The organism is Candidatus Cloacimonadota bacterium (genome assembly GCA_021734245.1).
Lineage (GTDB): Bacteria > Cloacimonadota > Cloacimonadia > Cloacimonadales > TCS61 > B137-G9.
In genome coordinates this window covers 61176-75244 of record JAIPJH010000003.1, presented here as the reverse complement: position 1 = coordinate 75244, position 14069 = coordinate 61176, and the positions used below count along the sequence as shown (strand labels likewise).

The following is a 14069-nucleotide window of genomic DNA, read 5'->3' as shown; positions in this document are numbered from 1 at the left end:
AAAGCCGTATGCGGGAAAACCGCACGTCCGGTTTGATGAAGGGGGATAGGTGGAAAGTTTGTTCCTGATAATACACCAGCGAAATCTGGGAGAACAACTAAATACTTGGAAAAACAGGAAACCTGTCTCTACTCTACCACACTATATTCTTAAATCTTGCCGGAGCTACTCCATGAGATAGATGCATGGCTTGTCCTGGTTCACCTTTTCCACAATGGAAAGTTCCGTGGAATTCCCATTCTTCTTCTCCACAGATTCCGTTGCAGGCTCCCCAGAATTCGGGCGTAATTCCATAATAAGTCGGTTCTTTGACGATGTGTTTAATTTCACCGTTTTCGATCTTCCAGCCAATTTCGGTCGTGAATTGGAAGTTGTTGCGATTATCATCGATGCTCCAGGTTTTGGTGAAATCGATGTAATAACCATTTTCAGTTGATTTGATCAGATCTTCCAGACTGCCTTTTCCCGGAGCCAGACAGAAGTTCGTCATGCGGATAAGAGGAATATCATCGGCGTAGGATGCCAGCATATTGGAACTTGGTTTCACACCCAGAAGGGCTGCTGTTTCCTGCGAAGTCTGCTGATCTAACAAAATACCATTTTTCACGATATCCACTGTTGCTCCCGGAGTTCCTTCATCATCCACGATATGAAAGCCCATTCCACCTTCATTTCTGCTGTCGCTGTAAATATTTACAAGATCGGATCCATAACGAAAATTCCCCAGCATTTTTGGTTTGATAAAAGTTTTTCCTGCATAAGAAATCTCTTTGCCGAAAATTCTATCGGCTTCCGTGGCATGACCGGCAGATTCATGCAGCTGCAAAGCCAGATGTCCGCCCCCGATAATGATGTCAGCTCTTTCTTCTTCGATGCGGGGAGCATCCAGAAGTTGAATTGCTTCTTCAATTAGCTTATCTGTGTTTTCCAACAATTTCACATTTCGTACAATTTCAAAACCACCGCGACGTCCGTTCATGTGTCCCGGATGGGTGCGGCACATCGTTTCATGGCCGTTTGAAGCCAGAACATACATCATCGGCATGGTGTCGTAAACCAGCGAATCGACCATAGTTCCTTCTGTATTGGCATAGACTTTGTATTGACGGTAAAATTCAGTATAAACATTAGAAAATACTATCTTCTCATTTCCAACCAGTTTTTTGGCGATCTGTTCATGAAAATCAATCTTGAATTTATCATCCATCAAAAACGGATCTTCTTCAGGTTGGAAAAAGTAGCTGTCTTTAACTGGCGGAAGCTTTTTGAAAGCTGCCGGCTCCAGGCGGAAACGACTTCCCAACTTAGCATTGGAAATTGCTTTTTTTATGGTTTTATCTATGGAATCGTTGGTAAGAACAGTTGTTCCGGCAAAACCCCAGCATCCATCTGCCAGCACGCGAATTCCCAGAGCTTTGGAATCCAGATTAGAACCAAAATGCTTGAGAACACCTTTTTCAAAATAGATCGTCTGCTGATCTGTGTTGGTGAAGCGAACATCAGCATAGGTTACGTTTTGTGTTTTTATTTTATTGATTATGTCATATATTAATTTTTTCATTTATATTCTCCCTTTGTCCCGGCGTAGAAATCGAAGCCGGATTTTTTGCTCACTGATCTTCACGGATAGCACGGATATAAGCTTTTCGTTCATTGTCGAATATTTTTCTTCTTGTTTGCGGTTTGGGTCCAAAATTCAATAATAAACCTACTTCAAATTCAGTACATGAAAGATAATTAAGAAGTTGAGATTCATCCTGAATCGTTAAAGTTTTGATTGATTTAAGCTCAAGAAGTATTTTGTCTTCAACTATTATATCAGCTATATAATTGCCGATAACTTCCCCTTCATAAAACACTTTTATGGGATGTTGACTAACGCATTTTAGACCTGATTTTCTCAGTTCTATCAGCAATGCTTTTTCATATATTTTCTCAAGAAAGCCATAACCGAAAACATTATAAACCTTGTAATAAGCCTTTAGAATTAAATCACTAATTCCTTCATGTTTAAGTTTATTACTCATCCGTGATCCTCCGTGTTAATCTGTGAGCCTTTTTTTATTACACTGTTCTGGTTGATGAACTGATGTTGAAATCTTTAACTTTTACATGCGGCATATTGGCGCTGTAAATTCCAAATTCTCCGTAATTATCAGAATAAGGTATCGTGACAGTTTCATTTTCGATATCGATGATATTTTCGATGATCTCGGATATCTTTTCTGTGAATCGCAGATTGTTCACTACTTTAGTGATCTTGCCATCTTCGATCAGAAATGTTCCATCACGCGTAAGACCGGTGATTGATGTTTCTTTGCGATTTATAAAATTCATGTAATGCAGGCTGGAAATGTATAATCCTTTTTTGATAGTACCGATCATTTCAGTTAAAGATTTATTTCCCGGCAACATTACCAGAGCTTCGCCGTCAGCTCCATTCCGATCCATTTTAAGCTTACGTCCATAATAGTTACTTACCAGGAAATTCTTAAAAACTCCCTTTTCGATGATCGGAATTTTTGGATAAACTCTTCCGTCACTATTATAATCAAAATTGATCATCTCGGGATGGTTGGGGTCGTCCATGAGCGTAACATTTTCCGGGAAAACTTTTTTATCCAGTTTAGCTTCGAAAAAACTCTGCTTATGATCCAGACTACCGGCTGTCATGCTGCTTTCCAGGTAATAGAAATATTCGCCAATACAGCGGGGCGCCAGAATCACATCATATTCTCCGGGTTCCACATCGATCACTTCTTCTGTAGCAGATTTTACTTTGCTTTCCAGACTGGAAATGAATTTTTCCTGATCAAATAAATCGAAATTTTCACCACCGAATACTTCCAGAACTGTAACTTCATTTTTGTTGGAAACTGCTTTGGTTTCAAAATAGATCGGTGTACTGATCTCGCGTTTGTTCAAACCGTTGCTGTTAATAATGTAAAGCGTGCGGTAATTGCAGATGAAAGTGCCGTAGATCTTGAAATTATATGGTTTCACTGCATCAGCAACTTTCTGCAAAATATCGATTTTAGTATCGATGTTCACTGTTTCGATGTTGTTTGTTTTTTCCTTTTCTCCGCTTTTCTTCGGGTCATCTTCCAAATCGATAAAATCAGGATCTTCCGGCAGTTTATCGATCAGTGGCAACACTTCCTCAATTTTCTCCAGCAAAATTTCACGGGTGGGATCTTTCAACGAAAAACTATAAGATTTTTTGCCCTTGTAAATTGTGGTGGAAAGTGAGATAGAAGTTTTGGAGATGTTGTAGTTGATCTGACTTTGGTAAAAACGCAGGAAGTCTGTTTCCCAGAAACTGTAGTTGAAATTTAACTTTAAGTCGGGATACATTTGGCAGATTTCTACCAGTTGTTCTCTTAAGTTCATAATCACTCCTTATCTAATTTTTCACATTATTCAAAAGGTTTGATTTCCACAAATCTGTAAACAAAAAATGTAACACAGTTTATTTTATAGTAATAATTTATTTGACTTAATTATGATAAAATCAGGACTTTGTTGCATGCGGAATTGAAATTATTGGATCGGAGAGAATATACTTTTATTTGCCCTGAGGAGGTGAAGATGAAAACGATTATTTTCAGTCTTTTTATTTTGTTATGCTGGGGCGTTATTTTTGCCAATCCGCTCGAACCAGCGGTTTTGAGCGAACTGTATTTCGAAGACGGTTCCTGGACTCTGGAAATTTATGATTATTATCAAATTTTTGGATTATTTGATCTGAATGGTGCCTATCTGACAACATCTGCCGGAACAGCTTATTTTAATAATGGAATTACTTTCAATTCAAATATGGTTTTTGTAGTTAATGAATCCGACTTGCAGGAACCTCTGGCTATAAATCCCGACGAAGATAGCATCATATTTGGGAAAGTACCGGAAATTTTTGATCAAATCAGTTTCGGATATTACGTGAATCCACCAGATACAGGGCAATCTTTGGCGCGATTAGCAGTTTTTAGCGGTCCACCAATGTATTATGAAAGTTTCTTGCTGGTAAAAGAAAATCAACCCTCTCTTGGCTCAAATCCCTTTACGGTAAGTTCTTACGGGACGTTCACGGGATATGTTTTTGATTCATTGATGAATCCTGTGGAAAATGTGCAATTGGAACACAGCCCTGGTTTAGGCTATAATTTCCCGGAAATTGTAACTAACGAAGCAGGATATTTTGAAGCTGAACTTCCCGGCATAAATTACAATTTCAATATTCATCTTGCTGCTCTGGCATCTTTGCCCGATACAATCATAACAATCGAACCGGACAGCCTGAATTATTACGAATTTGTCTTTGAAGATTATGTTCATTCCGACGATCATGAAATTGAGTTTCCTACCTCATATTATCAACTGACAAATTTTCCCAATCCTTTCAATCCAACCACAGAGATTAGTTTCAATGTAACGCAAAGCTCCGTCTTTGCGACCGTGGAAATCTTTAATTCCAAAGGACAGAAGATAAAAACTATTGAATGTCACCCTGAGTTTATCGAAGGGTATGGCAATTTAGAATCACAAGTTCCCCGTCCTTCGACGCAGCTCAGGATGACACAAGCGGGGAATAAATATTCTGCCACTTGGAATGGAACAAATTCTTCTGGCAAACCATGTCCTTCCGGAGTTTATTTGTACAAACTTGTTTCAGGAGAAAAAGAACTGGCAGCAAATAAAATGCTACTTCTTCGTTAGCACTACGAAGTACTGGTGCTGCTCAAATAGTGACAAATGTCCGATTGTTCGCAAATCATCGGAATGTTTACGGTGAAATGTGAATATTATTAAATTCAACATTCGGAAGATCCCGAAAATCGGGAACATTCCGAAGTTGAAAAACTTATCACTTATTTTTTTTTAAACAATAAATCCAGATTTAAAATTTGATGCAAAACAACTACCAGAATGGTTGTTGTAGGAAGCGGATCGGTGAAAAAAGTTTGAATAAAATGCGGAGCACGTGCATAAAGTCCAGGTAAAAAAGCTGTACTTAATCCCAGAAATAGAGCAATTCCAACTACAAAAGTTTTGCGTTGATCCCATCCTTCACTGAACATTTCCTGCAGTCCCGTACAAATCATAAAGCAGGCAGCAAAAACTAAAGCTGCTCCCAAAACCGGTTTCGGCATTACTGAAAGAGCTGCAGTGATTTGCGGAAAAAAAGCCAGAACAATAAAAATTATACCAGCCATTACACTTATCCAGCGACTTACAACTTTAGTAGCACCAGCTAAACCCACATTACTGGAAGAAGTATCGACAGCCAATGCTCCTAAAACACCTGCTAAAGCAGTTGAAAAACCATCTGCCAGAAGTCCTTTGCGAATCGGTTCAAAATCTGGTTGCTCCAATTCCGGTTCGGAAATTTTCTGAGCAGCCAGCAGATTACCAAACGTTTTTAAAGAACCGCTTATAGCAATAACAATAAACGGAATCAGCATGCTGAGGCTGAATTTTATATTCCAGATCTTTTCAGTTAGATGTGGTATTGCAAATACAGGTTTGCTTGAAACTTGCATAAGATTATGCCAGCTATCCGGCACAAAGATCAAAGATATAATCCAACCGATAAACATTCCTATTAGGAGACAATACATTTTGATGATTCCTTTTCCCCATAAATTGCTTAAAACCATAATCAGTAAAGATATTATACCGATAATTAAATCGGTACTGTGAATTGCATCACTGTGGTATGTAAGCCCAAATAAGGAAGTAGTGGATACTTTTATCACACTGATGCCGACCATCGCTACTACCAGACCAACAACATAAGTTGGAAAAATTTTGCGTAGTTTTTGAACAACTGGTGCTAAAGCCATTTCTATTAAACCAGCAATTATAATCATTCCTCTCATTAATGCTAAACCACCGATCCAGGCTGCCGATAAAGATAAACTCAAATATGAAGGTCCGCAAACGTTTGGGCATAAATAACCCGAGCCTATAAAGGGAATACCAACGGATTGAATAATAGAACCCAAACCTGCTGCCAGCATGGAAAAAGTAAGGAGTGAGGCTGTAAATTCTGGTCCTGCGTTGATCTGACTGGCAAAAATTACAGGAAAGCCTAATGCAACGAACATCAATAATACGTGCTGAAAAGAAGAAACCATCAAATGCTGAATAGGTGGTACTTCGTTTACGCCATATTCAAATTTCTTTACTTTTTTTGTTTTCATTTATTCACTCCAAGGTGGGAGAGGAAGATTTGTTATTGCTCCCACGATTACGGAATTTACATCCAATTTTACTTTTCTGAGATATAAACACTTTTTTCTGGGAAATCTTTCATAACGATTTTTTGCCATAAATTCTTGCCAGACTGTATCTTGGTTTTTTAAAACTTTAATAGCTGCTAAAAATGGTTGATGCCCTATTTCGTCTTTTGAATTAATAAGATCAAAGTTAAAAATATTATTACCTGCAATAGGTGAGATCAAAATTTTCCCATTCGGTTCAAAAACAAAAGTTCGAACATCCCGGAAATTGAATTGAGAAAGAGGACTTGCAATCGAATCAATAGCTGTAAGTCCTTTTTCCTGCAATAAATCAGCAGCTGAATCAACGATTATTCTGATAAATTCTTTTTCTTCCTGAGGATAATTTAAACCCGCACCTACAAAATATTTTTCACCATCATCTGTAGTTACTTCAAAATGACATGATGATTTTGGTACAGGAAAGAATGTGCCTGGCTCGTACCAGGTAAAATGTACCCAGTTATGTGGGTTGTTTTTATTCTTCAATTCTTCCAGAATCAACTGCAATATCTTCTTCCCGTTGATATCTGTTATATTGTAAAGATTTTTACCTTCTAATTCTGGTATGCCTGCATGAAATACATTCGTACAATCCATTTTATATACATATAAATAATAATTTTCGGTTTTATAATGAGACCGGTTAGATTTAAAATAATCTATCTGAGCCTGACCATTTTTTTGTAATAACTGAGCATTGTCATAAACGAATTTCACCAAATCTTTAGTATCTCGGTATTCATATATTGCCATATCTAATTTGTCGTATTTATCTTGGCAGGAAGTAAGTAGAATTAGTGCTAAAAATATGAAATTGACACAAATAAATTTATTTTTCATTTCAAATCTCCTTCGAACGATTTAAAAAATATGCACCTATTTTTAATGGTAGAATTTATTGAAATGAAGGATGAAAAGGTCAATCTTTTTTTAGATTCATCTCTTTTTAAAGTGATATCCGGTAATTGCCGGAGAGGGGTAAATAATTAAAACTCGGTTTTTCAGCTTGCTGAAACAAATTTAGCGAAATACCACTTAGCTCTGCCACGGGGAAAGTCAAATCTAAGAAATTTCTTTATTTCTATATTTTATCAATATTTATAACTTACTAAAGTATATATTAATTATACATTTCAATTGACAAATATCTGCCCTGATTTTTTGAACAAATTAAAGAAAAAAAAAGAATAAAGGAAATTGATGAAGAAGATTGATTTACATGTTCACACGAACTTTTCGGATGGATTGTATTCACCCGAGGAAGTAGTAGAATTGGCAAAAGATCGCGAATATGATGTGATAGCAATTGCCGATCATGATAATATCGATGGCTATTTACAAGTGAAAGATTATGCTGAGAATTTGGATTTGGAGCTTATTCCCGGTGTAGAGATCAGTACTTTAGAGCGGGGAAGAGACGTTCACGTTCTGGCTTATAATTTTGATATTGAAAACGAAGAGCTGCTGGAATTGATGAGAAAAATCTACAACAGCCGCTTTAGCCGTGCAGAGCAGATCATCGAGAAATTGAATGAAAGAAATATCGTTATCGACATTGAGAAAGTGAAATCATTTGCAGGAAGAAACAATTATCTGGGTCGTCCGCATATTTGTCGTGCATTAATAGAAGAAGGATATTGCAATGACAAATATGAAGCTTTTGATTCCTATCTGGGAGAGCACTGTTTTGCTTATGTTCCCAAATTTTCACCCTCGGCCAAAGAAGCCATTGAAGTAATCCATAAAGCTGGTGGAATTGCGATTCTGGCTCATCCGTACACTTTGGGAGATGACTCGATGATCTACGATATCATATCTTACGGAGTGGATGGAATGGAAGTTTTTTATGCCAAATGCAATGATGAAACGATCTATCATTACAACGAAATTGCCAAAGAAAATGGTCTGATCAGAACAGGTGGCAGCGACTTTCATGGAGATGGACTGGATATGGATATTTTTGGAACTTACAGCGCTCCGGAAAAAGTGCTGCGTGAAATGAATCGAGGCAGAAATGAATGATGTTGGAAAGTTGATTAACATCAATCAATCAAAAGGATTACCGCGCAAATACAAATTCAAACAGTTCATTCGCTGGTTCACATTATTACTGGGAACGGCAGCCATTGTTTATGCTCTGTGGGTTATCTTTGCCAAACTTAATGCTGATTCACCAAAATTTTTTAAATTTGCACCGTTTGCTATTTTATTTTTAGCCTTGAATTCGGTGCTGAAAAACTTTTTTACTTTAAATTCTATTTTGTTTACAAAGGATGCAATTTCTTTTCATTTTCTGGGAAAAAAATCTACAAAGATTCTTTGGAAAAATCTCAAGAAAATGGAATTCAGCGATGATAAACGCAAGCATATAATTTTGAGATATTCCGATGGTTCAAGTGAAAAGGAATTTTCATTTTCCATTGCATTTCCCAACATGCTGGAAATTGTGAACAGCATTGCCGAAATGTGCCCGGATTTGGAATATGATGAATTTATGCAAAATGTGATCATTAATGACAAAGAAAAAAAGGCTTATCAAAAAAAGCTGAAATCCGAAGAGTAAAATTAGTTGATGAAGATAGCAATTGTCGGACCGATATATCCATTTCGCGGCGGAATCGCACAATTTGCGGCACAGCTTGCCGAAGAGATATCGCAACATCATGAAGTGTTTTGTTTAAATTTTAAAAAGCAATATCCAAATCTTATTTTTCCCGGAAAAACTCAATTCGATAAAAGCAGAGATTACATTGATATCAAAAGTAAACGCTTGTTAACACCCTATAATCCTTTTACTTTTTCTATTTCCACATCAGCTCTAATTGAATTTAAACCGGATCTGGTAATATTTAATTATTGGGTACCTATTACTTCATTAGCTTATAATTATATTTCAAAGCAACTAAAGAAAAAAATGAATACCAAGATCATTACTATCTGCCATAATTTGCAAAGTCATGAAAAATGGTTTTTTGCTACTAAACTTCAGAAAACTGCTCTGAATTTTAGTGATGAAATAGTTACCCTTTCGAGTTCTGTAGCTCAAGAAGCTAAAAAGAAATTCCCGGGTAAAAAAGTTCTATTCGGTTTTCATCCGGCTTATTCATTTTATAGCAAAGGTAAATATACCAGAAGAGAAGCACGAAAGGAATTGGGTTTTAGAAATAATGAAAAAATCATTCTGTTTTTTGGTTATGTAAAACCATATAAAGGATTGGATTTGCTTTTAAAAGCATTTAAATTTCTTCATGATAAACAGCAATCTGTGCATCTGCTTATTGTGGGCGAGGTTTATGGAGATGCAAAACAATATGAAAAAATTATTCAAGATGAGAAGATCGAAGATAAAGTAACCTTTTTGCAGAAGTTTGTAACTAACGAAAATGTAGAGAAATATTTCAAAGCTGCCGATGTACTTGCTCTTCCTTATTTGAGTGCTACTCAAAGCGGAGTGGCACAAATTGCTTTCACGATGGGATTGGGTGTGGTTGTAACTCCTGTCGGCGGATTACCGGAAATAGTTAAAAATGATAAAATAGGCAGAGTTTCCAAATCTATGAAGCCACAAGATTTTGCCGAAGCATTATATACTTTTTTACAAACTGATCGGGAAGAAATTACAAAATATACACTGGTAGAAAGTAGCAAATATACATGGAAAGAATTTATTAAATTACTAAAAATTTGTTAAATCTATCAATTTCCTGAATTGAAATTCATTTTTAAATAAAGAAAAAGCTCAATCAAATTGATCGAGCTTTTCTTAAAATGCTGAATTCAAACGACCGGAAAGATTAACTTATTGGCCGTTGATCTTAACACCTTTAATGGCATCGATTGGGCATACTTCTTTGCAGCGTCCACAGTCTATGCAAGCACTGTTGATAACATATTGTTCGTCGCCTTCTTCGATGGCGGAAGTTGGACAAATATCAATACATGTTCCACACTTCACACATTCAGAAGTAATTACAAATGCCATATATTCTCCTCTACAAAATAAAATTTATTTGCAAGTTTAAAATTCCATTAAATCTTTTCTTTGAAAGTTATACTTCCATTATTTCTTTTTCTTTGGAAGATGAAGCGTCCGAAATCTTTTCGATCCATTTATCGGTAAGATCCTGGATTTCTTTCAACCCACGTTGTTGATCATCTTCGCTGATATCACTGCTTTTTTCCATTTTTTTAAGAGAATCATTTCCTTCCCGACGGATATTCCGGATTTCAATTTTTGCTTCTTCTGCAATCTTTTTAATTTGTTTCACAATATCACGGCGAGTTTCTTCTGTAAGAGGTTGGAACGGAAGTCGGATAACATTACCGTCATTTTCGGGAGTTACACCGATATTGGAAGCAAGAATTGCTTTTTCGATATTGGAAAGTGAGGTCTTATCCCAGGGTTGAATAACGATCAATCGAGGTTCGGGAATAGAAATATTGCAAAGCTGTTTTATAGGAGTAGAAGCACCGTAATAATCGATTCGGATATCTTCCAAAGCAGAAGCATTTGCTCTACCTGTCCTTGTTTTGGAGAATCTATTCAAAAGTGCTTTAAAGGCATCTTCCATTCTCATTTCAATATCCATTAAAACTTCATCCATCATTTCTCCTTTGTTAAAAAAGAATAACTTATCTTTAAAAAAATAAAAATTAGGAATGAACAAACGTTCCTATATTTTTACTCGAAACTGCATCTTTCAAATTTCCCCTGATCCCAATATTGAAAACCTTTATGGGCATATTATATTCACGAGCCAGAGAAAATGCTGTCATATCCATTATTTTCAATTTCTTATCCAGAACTTCGTCAAAAGTTACATCTTTCAGGAATTTTGCATCTTTATTTTTAACTGGGTCGGCAGTGTATACACCATCAACTTTAGTAGCTTTGAACACGATATCAGCTTTCAGTTCTACCGCACGCAAAATGGCTGTTGTATCGGTTGTGAAAAATGGATTTGCAATACCACCGCAGAAAAAACATATCTTGCCTTCATTCAAAGATGTAATAGCTCTATTTGGAGTGTAGAATTTAGCTATTCTTTCTACCTGGAAGGCAGAATAAACTTCGGTTTGATAATTTCTGTTTTTCATCATATTAGAAAAAACCAGGGCATTTTGAACTGTAGCCAGCATTCCTACGTTATCGGCAGTAACTCTGTTCAGTTTACCGCCCATTTCAGAAGCTCCCCGAAAGAAGTTTCCTCCTCCCAGCACGATGCCTATTCTATATCCCATTTTACGGATAGTGATTACTTCATCGATGAGTTCATTGATCCTATCCATATCAAATCCGAAACCTTTATTTCCTGCTAAAACTTCTCCACTCAATTTCAAGATCAGAGTATGTATCTTTTCCGGTTTGTAAGTATGCATTATTCCACCTTTCTTAGAAAAAAAGCTAGTTCATCTGAGCAGCAACTTCTGCCGCAAAATCTTCGTTTCTTTTTTCTAAACCTTCACCCAGTTTAAAGCGAACAACTTCTTTAATGCCAAGATCTTTGCCCAGATATTGAGCAATCGTGATCTTGTCGTCTTTTACGAATTTCTGCTGAAGCAGGCAATTTTCTTCGTAGAATTTATTCATCTTACCGATCAAAATTTTATCGATGATATTTTCTGGTTTGCCTTCTTCCAGAAGTTGAGCTTTCATAATGCTCTTTTCTTTTTCCAGGATTTCTTCTGTTACTTCAGATTTATCCAGAAAATCGGGGCTCATTGCAGCTACGTGCATTGCTACATCTTTTGCCTTTTCTTTGTTTTCTTCTGTAGCTTCACCAGTCATATTCAAGATAACGCCGATTTTACCACCCATGTGCAGATATGTAGTTATAAAACCATCTGCTTTAACACGTGCTAAACGGCGAATATTCATGTTTTCACCAATTTTAGCGATCATATCAGTGAGTTTTGTTTCAACATTCGAATCTTCTATTTTAAGTGCTTTCAGTTCTTCTACGTTTGATATTTCATTTTCCAGAATAAGGTTTGCCATTGTTTGGCCAAAAGCAATAAATTCTTCATTTTTTGCCACAAAGTCTGTTTCAGAATTGAACTCGACCAAAGCAGCGATTTCATCGTTAGAAGCTTCAAAGACCAAGCCTTCAGCAGCGATACGGCTGGCTTTTTTTGCAGCCTTGCTGATACCTTTTTCGCGCAGCCAGAGAACAGCTGCTTCCATATCTCCATTATTTTCTATCAGAGCTTTTTTACAGTCCATCATACCTGCATTAGTTTTAGCTCTTAATTCCATCACTAATTTTGCAGAAATACTCATTTCTATCTCCTGTTATTTTTCTTTTCTAAAACCTTTTATGAAACAAGAAGAGACCGCGGTCTCTCCTTGCTTGAAATAATGCTATGAATCAAAATTATTTTGATTCTTTTTTATCTTCTTTTTTAGCTGTTTTCTTTTCAGTTTTTTTAGTTTCAGGCTTTTTAGTTTCTTTTTTTTCAGCTTTTTTCTCTTTATTTTCTTCTACTTTTTCTTTGGCTGATTCTTCTGTTTTTTCTTTTTCTTCCGGTGGTGTAATATCAGCACCTTCCATCATGGATTGTTTGCCGTCGATAACAGCATCTGCCATGATATTGGACATGAGATGAATAGCACGAATAGCATCATCATTGGCAGGAATTACATAATCTACCAGATCGGGATCGGAATTTGTATCGACCATTGCCACGATTGGAATGCCAAGTTTACGCGCTTCATGCACTGCGATCTTTTCATTGATAATGTCAACGATGAAAACAGCACCTGGAAGTCTTTCCATTTCACGAATACCACCCAGGCCGTTTATGATCTTGTCGTAATTTTTCTTCATTTTAGTTGCTTCCAGCTTGGTAAAACTGTTAATCGTGCCATCTTCTACGATCTGCTCATAATAATCGAGTTTTGCGATGCTGTTGCGAATTGTTTTCATATTTGTAAGCATTCCGCCATACCAGCGGTTGCTTACATAAAATGCACCACATTTTTTTGCTGCTTCTTCGATCGCTTCTTTTGCTTGTTTTTTTGTTCCTACAAAAAGTACATTTTCACCTTTACTTGCAATTTCTTTAACAAACATAAACGCTTCATTTACTGCGTCCAGAGTTTGTTTAAGGTCCAGAATGTGGATGCCGTTTCTTTTGATGAAAATATATTTGTCCATTTTGGGATTCCATTTGTGAGTTTGATGGCCAAAATGAACACCGCTCTCCAAAAGAGCTTTCATTGTTACTACAGACATTAATTATCTCCTTATTTTACGGTTAATTTCCTGTTTAAAATTATCTGCATATTAATCTCGAATTTATTTCGAAACACCGTTATGCAATTCTTAAACAGTTTATTTCCTTTTTTATTATTTCCACTAGTTGGAAATCTACACTTATGAAATACTCTAAAGTATTTTCTAACGTTTTGAGAATTGGAATCTCTTTCTTGCTTTGGGTTGACCTGGCTTCTTTCTCTCCACCATTCTGGGGTCACGAGTAAGGAAGCCTTGCTTTTTCAAAGCTGGGCGAAGATCTTCATCATATTTGCAAAGAGCTCTGGCGATTCCATGACGAATCGCTCCTGCCTGACCGGAAAGTCCACCACCATCAACGTTTACAGTTACATCGATCTTGTCGGAGAGCTCAACTAATTTGAGTGGCTGTTCGATGATCATTTCCAAAGTTTCTCTTCCCAGATAGCTTTTTACGGTGCGGTTGTTTGCCATTCTTTTACCGGTTCCGGGAGTAAGACGAACTCTTGCTACAGATTTCTTTCTTCTGCCAATTGCATCAAAATATTGCATT

General features: G+C 36.6%; 15 protein-coding genes. 4 read left to right on the top strand and 11 right to left on the bottom strand.

From position 1 onward, the window contains the following. Positions 1-133 precede the first annotated feature (133 nt). From K9N40_01210 to K9N40_01200, 3 genes are read right to left on the bottom strand one after another with little or no spacing between them, the layout of a single operon-like run. Positions 134-1561, bottom strand: coding sequence for a TldD/PmbA family protein (locus K9N40_01210; protein MCF7813079.1), 1428 nt, complete (start codon positions 1559-1561; stop codon positions 134-136). A gap of 49 nt (positions 1562-1610) precedes the next feature. Further along, a complete protein-coding gene (locus K9N40_01205) occupies positions 1611-2027 on the bottom strand; it encodes a GxxExxY protein (protein ID MCF7813078.1) in 417 nt (138 codons plus the stop codon). A gap of 37 nt (positions 2028-2064) precedes the next feature. Continuing rightward, complete coding sequence (locus tag K9N40_01200) at positions 2065-3390, bottom strand: TldD/PmbA family protein (GenBank protein ID MCF7813077.1); 1326 nt, start codon at positions 3388-3390, stop codon at positions 2065-2067. Between the two features lie 198 nt (positions 3391-3588). Here K9N40_01200 and K9N40_01195 point away from each other — a divergent pair, with 198 nt between their 5' ends. After that, the gene (locus K9N40_01195) at positions 3589-4713 is read left to right on the top strand and encodes a hypothetical protein (protein ID MCF7813076.1); all 1125 of its coding nucleotides are present in this window, start codon (positions 3589-3591) and stop codon (positions 4711-4713) included. Positions 4714-4865: 152 nt separating this feature from the next. On the opposite strand, the gene K9N40_01190 is transcribed toward K9N40_01195, so the two are convergent. Together K9N40_01190 and K9N40_01185 are read right to left on the bottom strand one after the other, a co-directional pair. Next, positions 4866-6200: a purine/pyrimidine permease gene (locus K9N40_01190; protein MCF7813075.1), complete on the bottom strand. Its 1335-nt coding sequence runs from the start codon at positions 6198-6200 to the stop codon at positions 4866-4868. Next, positions 6201-7121, bottom strand: coding sequence for a cache domain-containing protein (locus tag K9N40_01185; protein ID MCF7813074.1), 921 nt, complete (start codon positions 7119-7121; stop codon positions 6201-6203). It lies immediately after the preceding gene. 360 nt (positions 7122-7481) lie between these two features. Here K9N40_01185 and K9N40_01180 point away from each other — a divergent pair, with 360 nt between their 5' ends. From K9N40_01180 to K9N40_01170, 3 genes are read left to right on the top strand one after another with little or no spacing between them, the layout of a single operon-like run. Then, a complete protein-coding gene (locus K9N40_01180) occupies positions 7482-8303 on the top strand; it encodes a PHP domain-containing protein (protein MCF7813073.1) in 822 nt (273 codons plus the stop codon). Further along, entirely contained in the window at positions 8296-8844 is a 549-nt protein-coding gene (locus tag K9N40_01175) for a hypothetical protein (GenBank protein ID MCF7813072.1), read from the top strand. The genes K9N40_01180 and K9N40_01175 overlap by 8 nt, the downstream gene beginning before the upstream one ends. A gap of 9 nt (positions 8845-8853) precedes the next feature. Continuing rightward, on the top strand, positions 8854-9972 hold the full coding sequence (locus K9N40_01170) for a glycosyltransferase family 4 protein (protein ID MCF7813071.1): 1119 nt from the start codon (positions 8854-8856) through the stop codon (positions 9970-9972). 108 nt (positions 9973-10080) lie between these two features. Here the strand turns inward: K9N40_01170 and K9N40_01165 are convergent, their stop codons facing one another. From K9N40_01165 to rpsI, 6 genes are all read right to left on the bottom strand, one after another. Further along, a complete protein-coding gene (locus tag K9N40_01165; GenBank protein MCF7813070.1) occupies positions 10081-10263 on the bottom strand; it encodes a 4Fe-4S binding protein in 183 nt (60 codons plus the stop codon). Between the two features lie 67 nt (positions 10264-10330). Next, complete coding sequence (frr, locus tag K9N40_01160) at positions 10331-10885, bottom strand: ribosome recycling factor (protein ID MCF7813069.1); 555 nt, start codon at positions 10883-10885, stop codon at positions 10331-10333. A gap of 49 nt (positions 10886-10934) precedes the next feature. Beyond that, positions 10935-11660 carry a UMP kinase gene (gene pyrH / locus K9N40_01155; GenBank protein MCF7813068.1) on the bottom strand — a complete coding sequence of 242 codons (726 nt, stop codon included), beginning with the start codon at positions 11658-11660 and terminating at the stop codon, positions 10935-10937. A 25-nt stretch (positions 11661-11685) separates the two neighbouring features. Further along, positions 11686-12561, bottom strand: coding sequence for a translation elongation factor Ts (tsf, locus tag K9N40_01150; GenBank protein MCF7813067.1), 876 nt, complete (start codon positions 12559-12561; stop codon positions 11686-11688). 94 nt (positions 12562-12655) lie between these two features. Beyond that, positions 12656-13516, bottom strand: a complete 861-nt coding sequence (gene rpsB, locus K9N40_01145) for a 30S ribosomal protein S2 (GenBank protein ID MCF7813066.1) — start codon at positions 13514-13516, stop codon at positions 12656-12658. 165 nt (positions 13517-13681) lie between these two features. Then, positions 13682-14068 carry a 30S ribosomal protein S9 gene (gene rpsI, locus K9N40_01140; protein ID MCF7813065.1) on the bottom strand — a complete coding sequence of 129 codons (387 nt, stop codon included), beginning with the start codon at positions 14066-14068 and terminating at the stop codon, positions 13682-13684. Position 14069: the final 1 nt, after the last annotated feature.

What these genes read in the sequence shown, in the direction of transcription:
- rpsB (MCF7813066.1), bottom strand. Translation starts at nt 13,516, where the DNA reads ATGTCTGTAGTAACAATGAAAGCTCTTTTGGAGAGCGGTGTTCATTTT.
- tsf (MCF7813067.1), bottom strand. Translation starts at nt 12,561, where the DNA reads ATGAGTATTTCTGCAAAATTAGTGATGGAATTAAGAGCTAAAACTAAT.
- pyrH (MCF7813068.1), bottom strand. Translation starts at nt 11,660, where the DNA reads ATGCATACTTACAAACCGGAAAAGATACATACTCTGATCTTGAAATTG.
- K9N40_01170 (MCF7813071.1), top strand. Translation starts at nt 8,854, where the DNA reads ATGAAGATAGCAATTGTCGGACCGATATATCCATTTCGCGGCGGAATC.
- K9N40_01175 (MCF7813072.1), top strand. Translation starts at nt 8,296, where the DNA reads ATGAATGATGTTGGAAAGTTGATTAACATCAATCAATCAAAAGGATTA.
- K9N40_01190 (MCF7813075.1), bottom strand. Translation starts at nt 6,200, where the DNA reads ATGAAAACAAAAAAAGTAAAGAAATTTGAATATGGCGTAAACGAAGTA.
- K9N40_01180 (MCF7813073.1), top strand. Translation starts at nt 7,482, where the DNA reads ATGAAGAAGATTGATTTACATGTTCACACGAACTTTTCGGATGGATTG.
- K9N40_01195 (MCF7813076.1), top strand. Translation starts at nt 3,589, where the DNA reads ATGAAAACGATTATTTTCAGTCTTTTTATTTTGTTATGCTGGGGCGTT.
- K9N40_01200 (MCF7813077.1), bottom strand. Translation starts at nt 3,390, where the DNA reads ATGAACTTAAGAGAACAACTGGTAGAAATCTGCCAAATGTATCCCGAC.
- K9N40_01185 (MCF7813074.1), bottom strand. Translation starts at nt 7,121, where the DNA reads ATGAAAAATAAATTTATTTGTGTCAATTTCATATTTTTAGCACTAATT.
- K9N40_01165 (MCF7813070.1), bottom strand. Translation starts at nt 10,263, where the DNA reads ATGGCATTTGTAATTACTTCTGAATGTGTGAAGTGTGGAACATGTATT.
- K9N40_01205 (MCF7813078.1), bottom strand. Translation starts at nt 2,027, where the DNA reads ATGAGTAATAAACTTAAACATGAAGGAATTAGTGATTTAATTCTAAAG.
- K9N40_01210 (MCF7813079.1), bottom strand. Translation starts at nt 1,561, where the DNA reads ATGAAAAAATTAATATATGACATAATCAATAAAATAAAAACACAAAAC.
- frr (MCF7813069.1), bottom strand. Translation starts at nt 10,885, where the DNA reads ATGGATGAAGTTTTAATGGATATTGAAATGAGAATGGAAGATGCCTTT.
- rpsI (MCF7813065.1), bottom strand. Translation starts at nt 14,068, where the DNA reads ATGCAATATTTTGATGCAATTGGCAGAAGAAAGAAATCTGTAGCAAGA.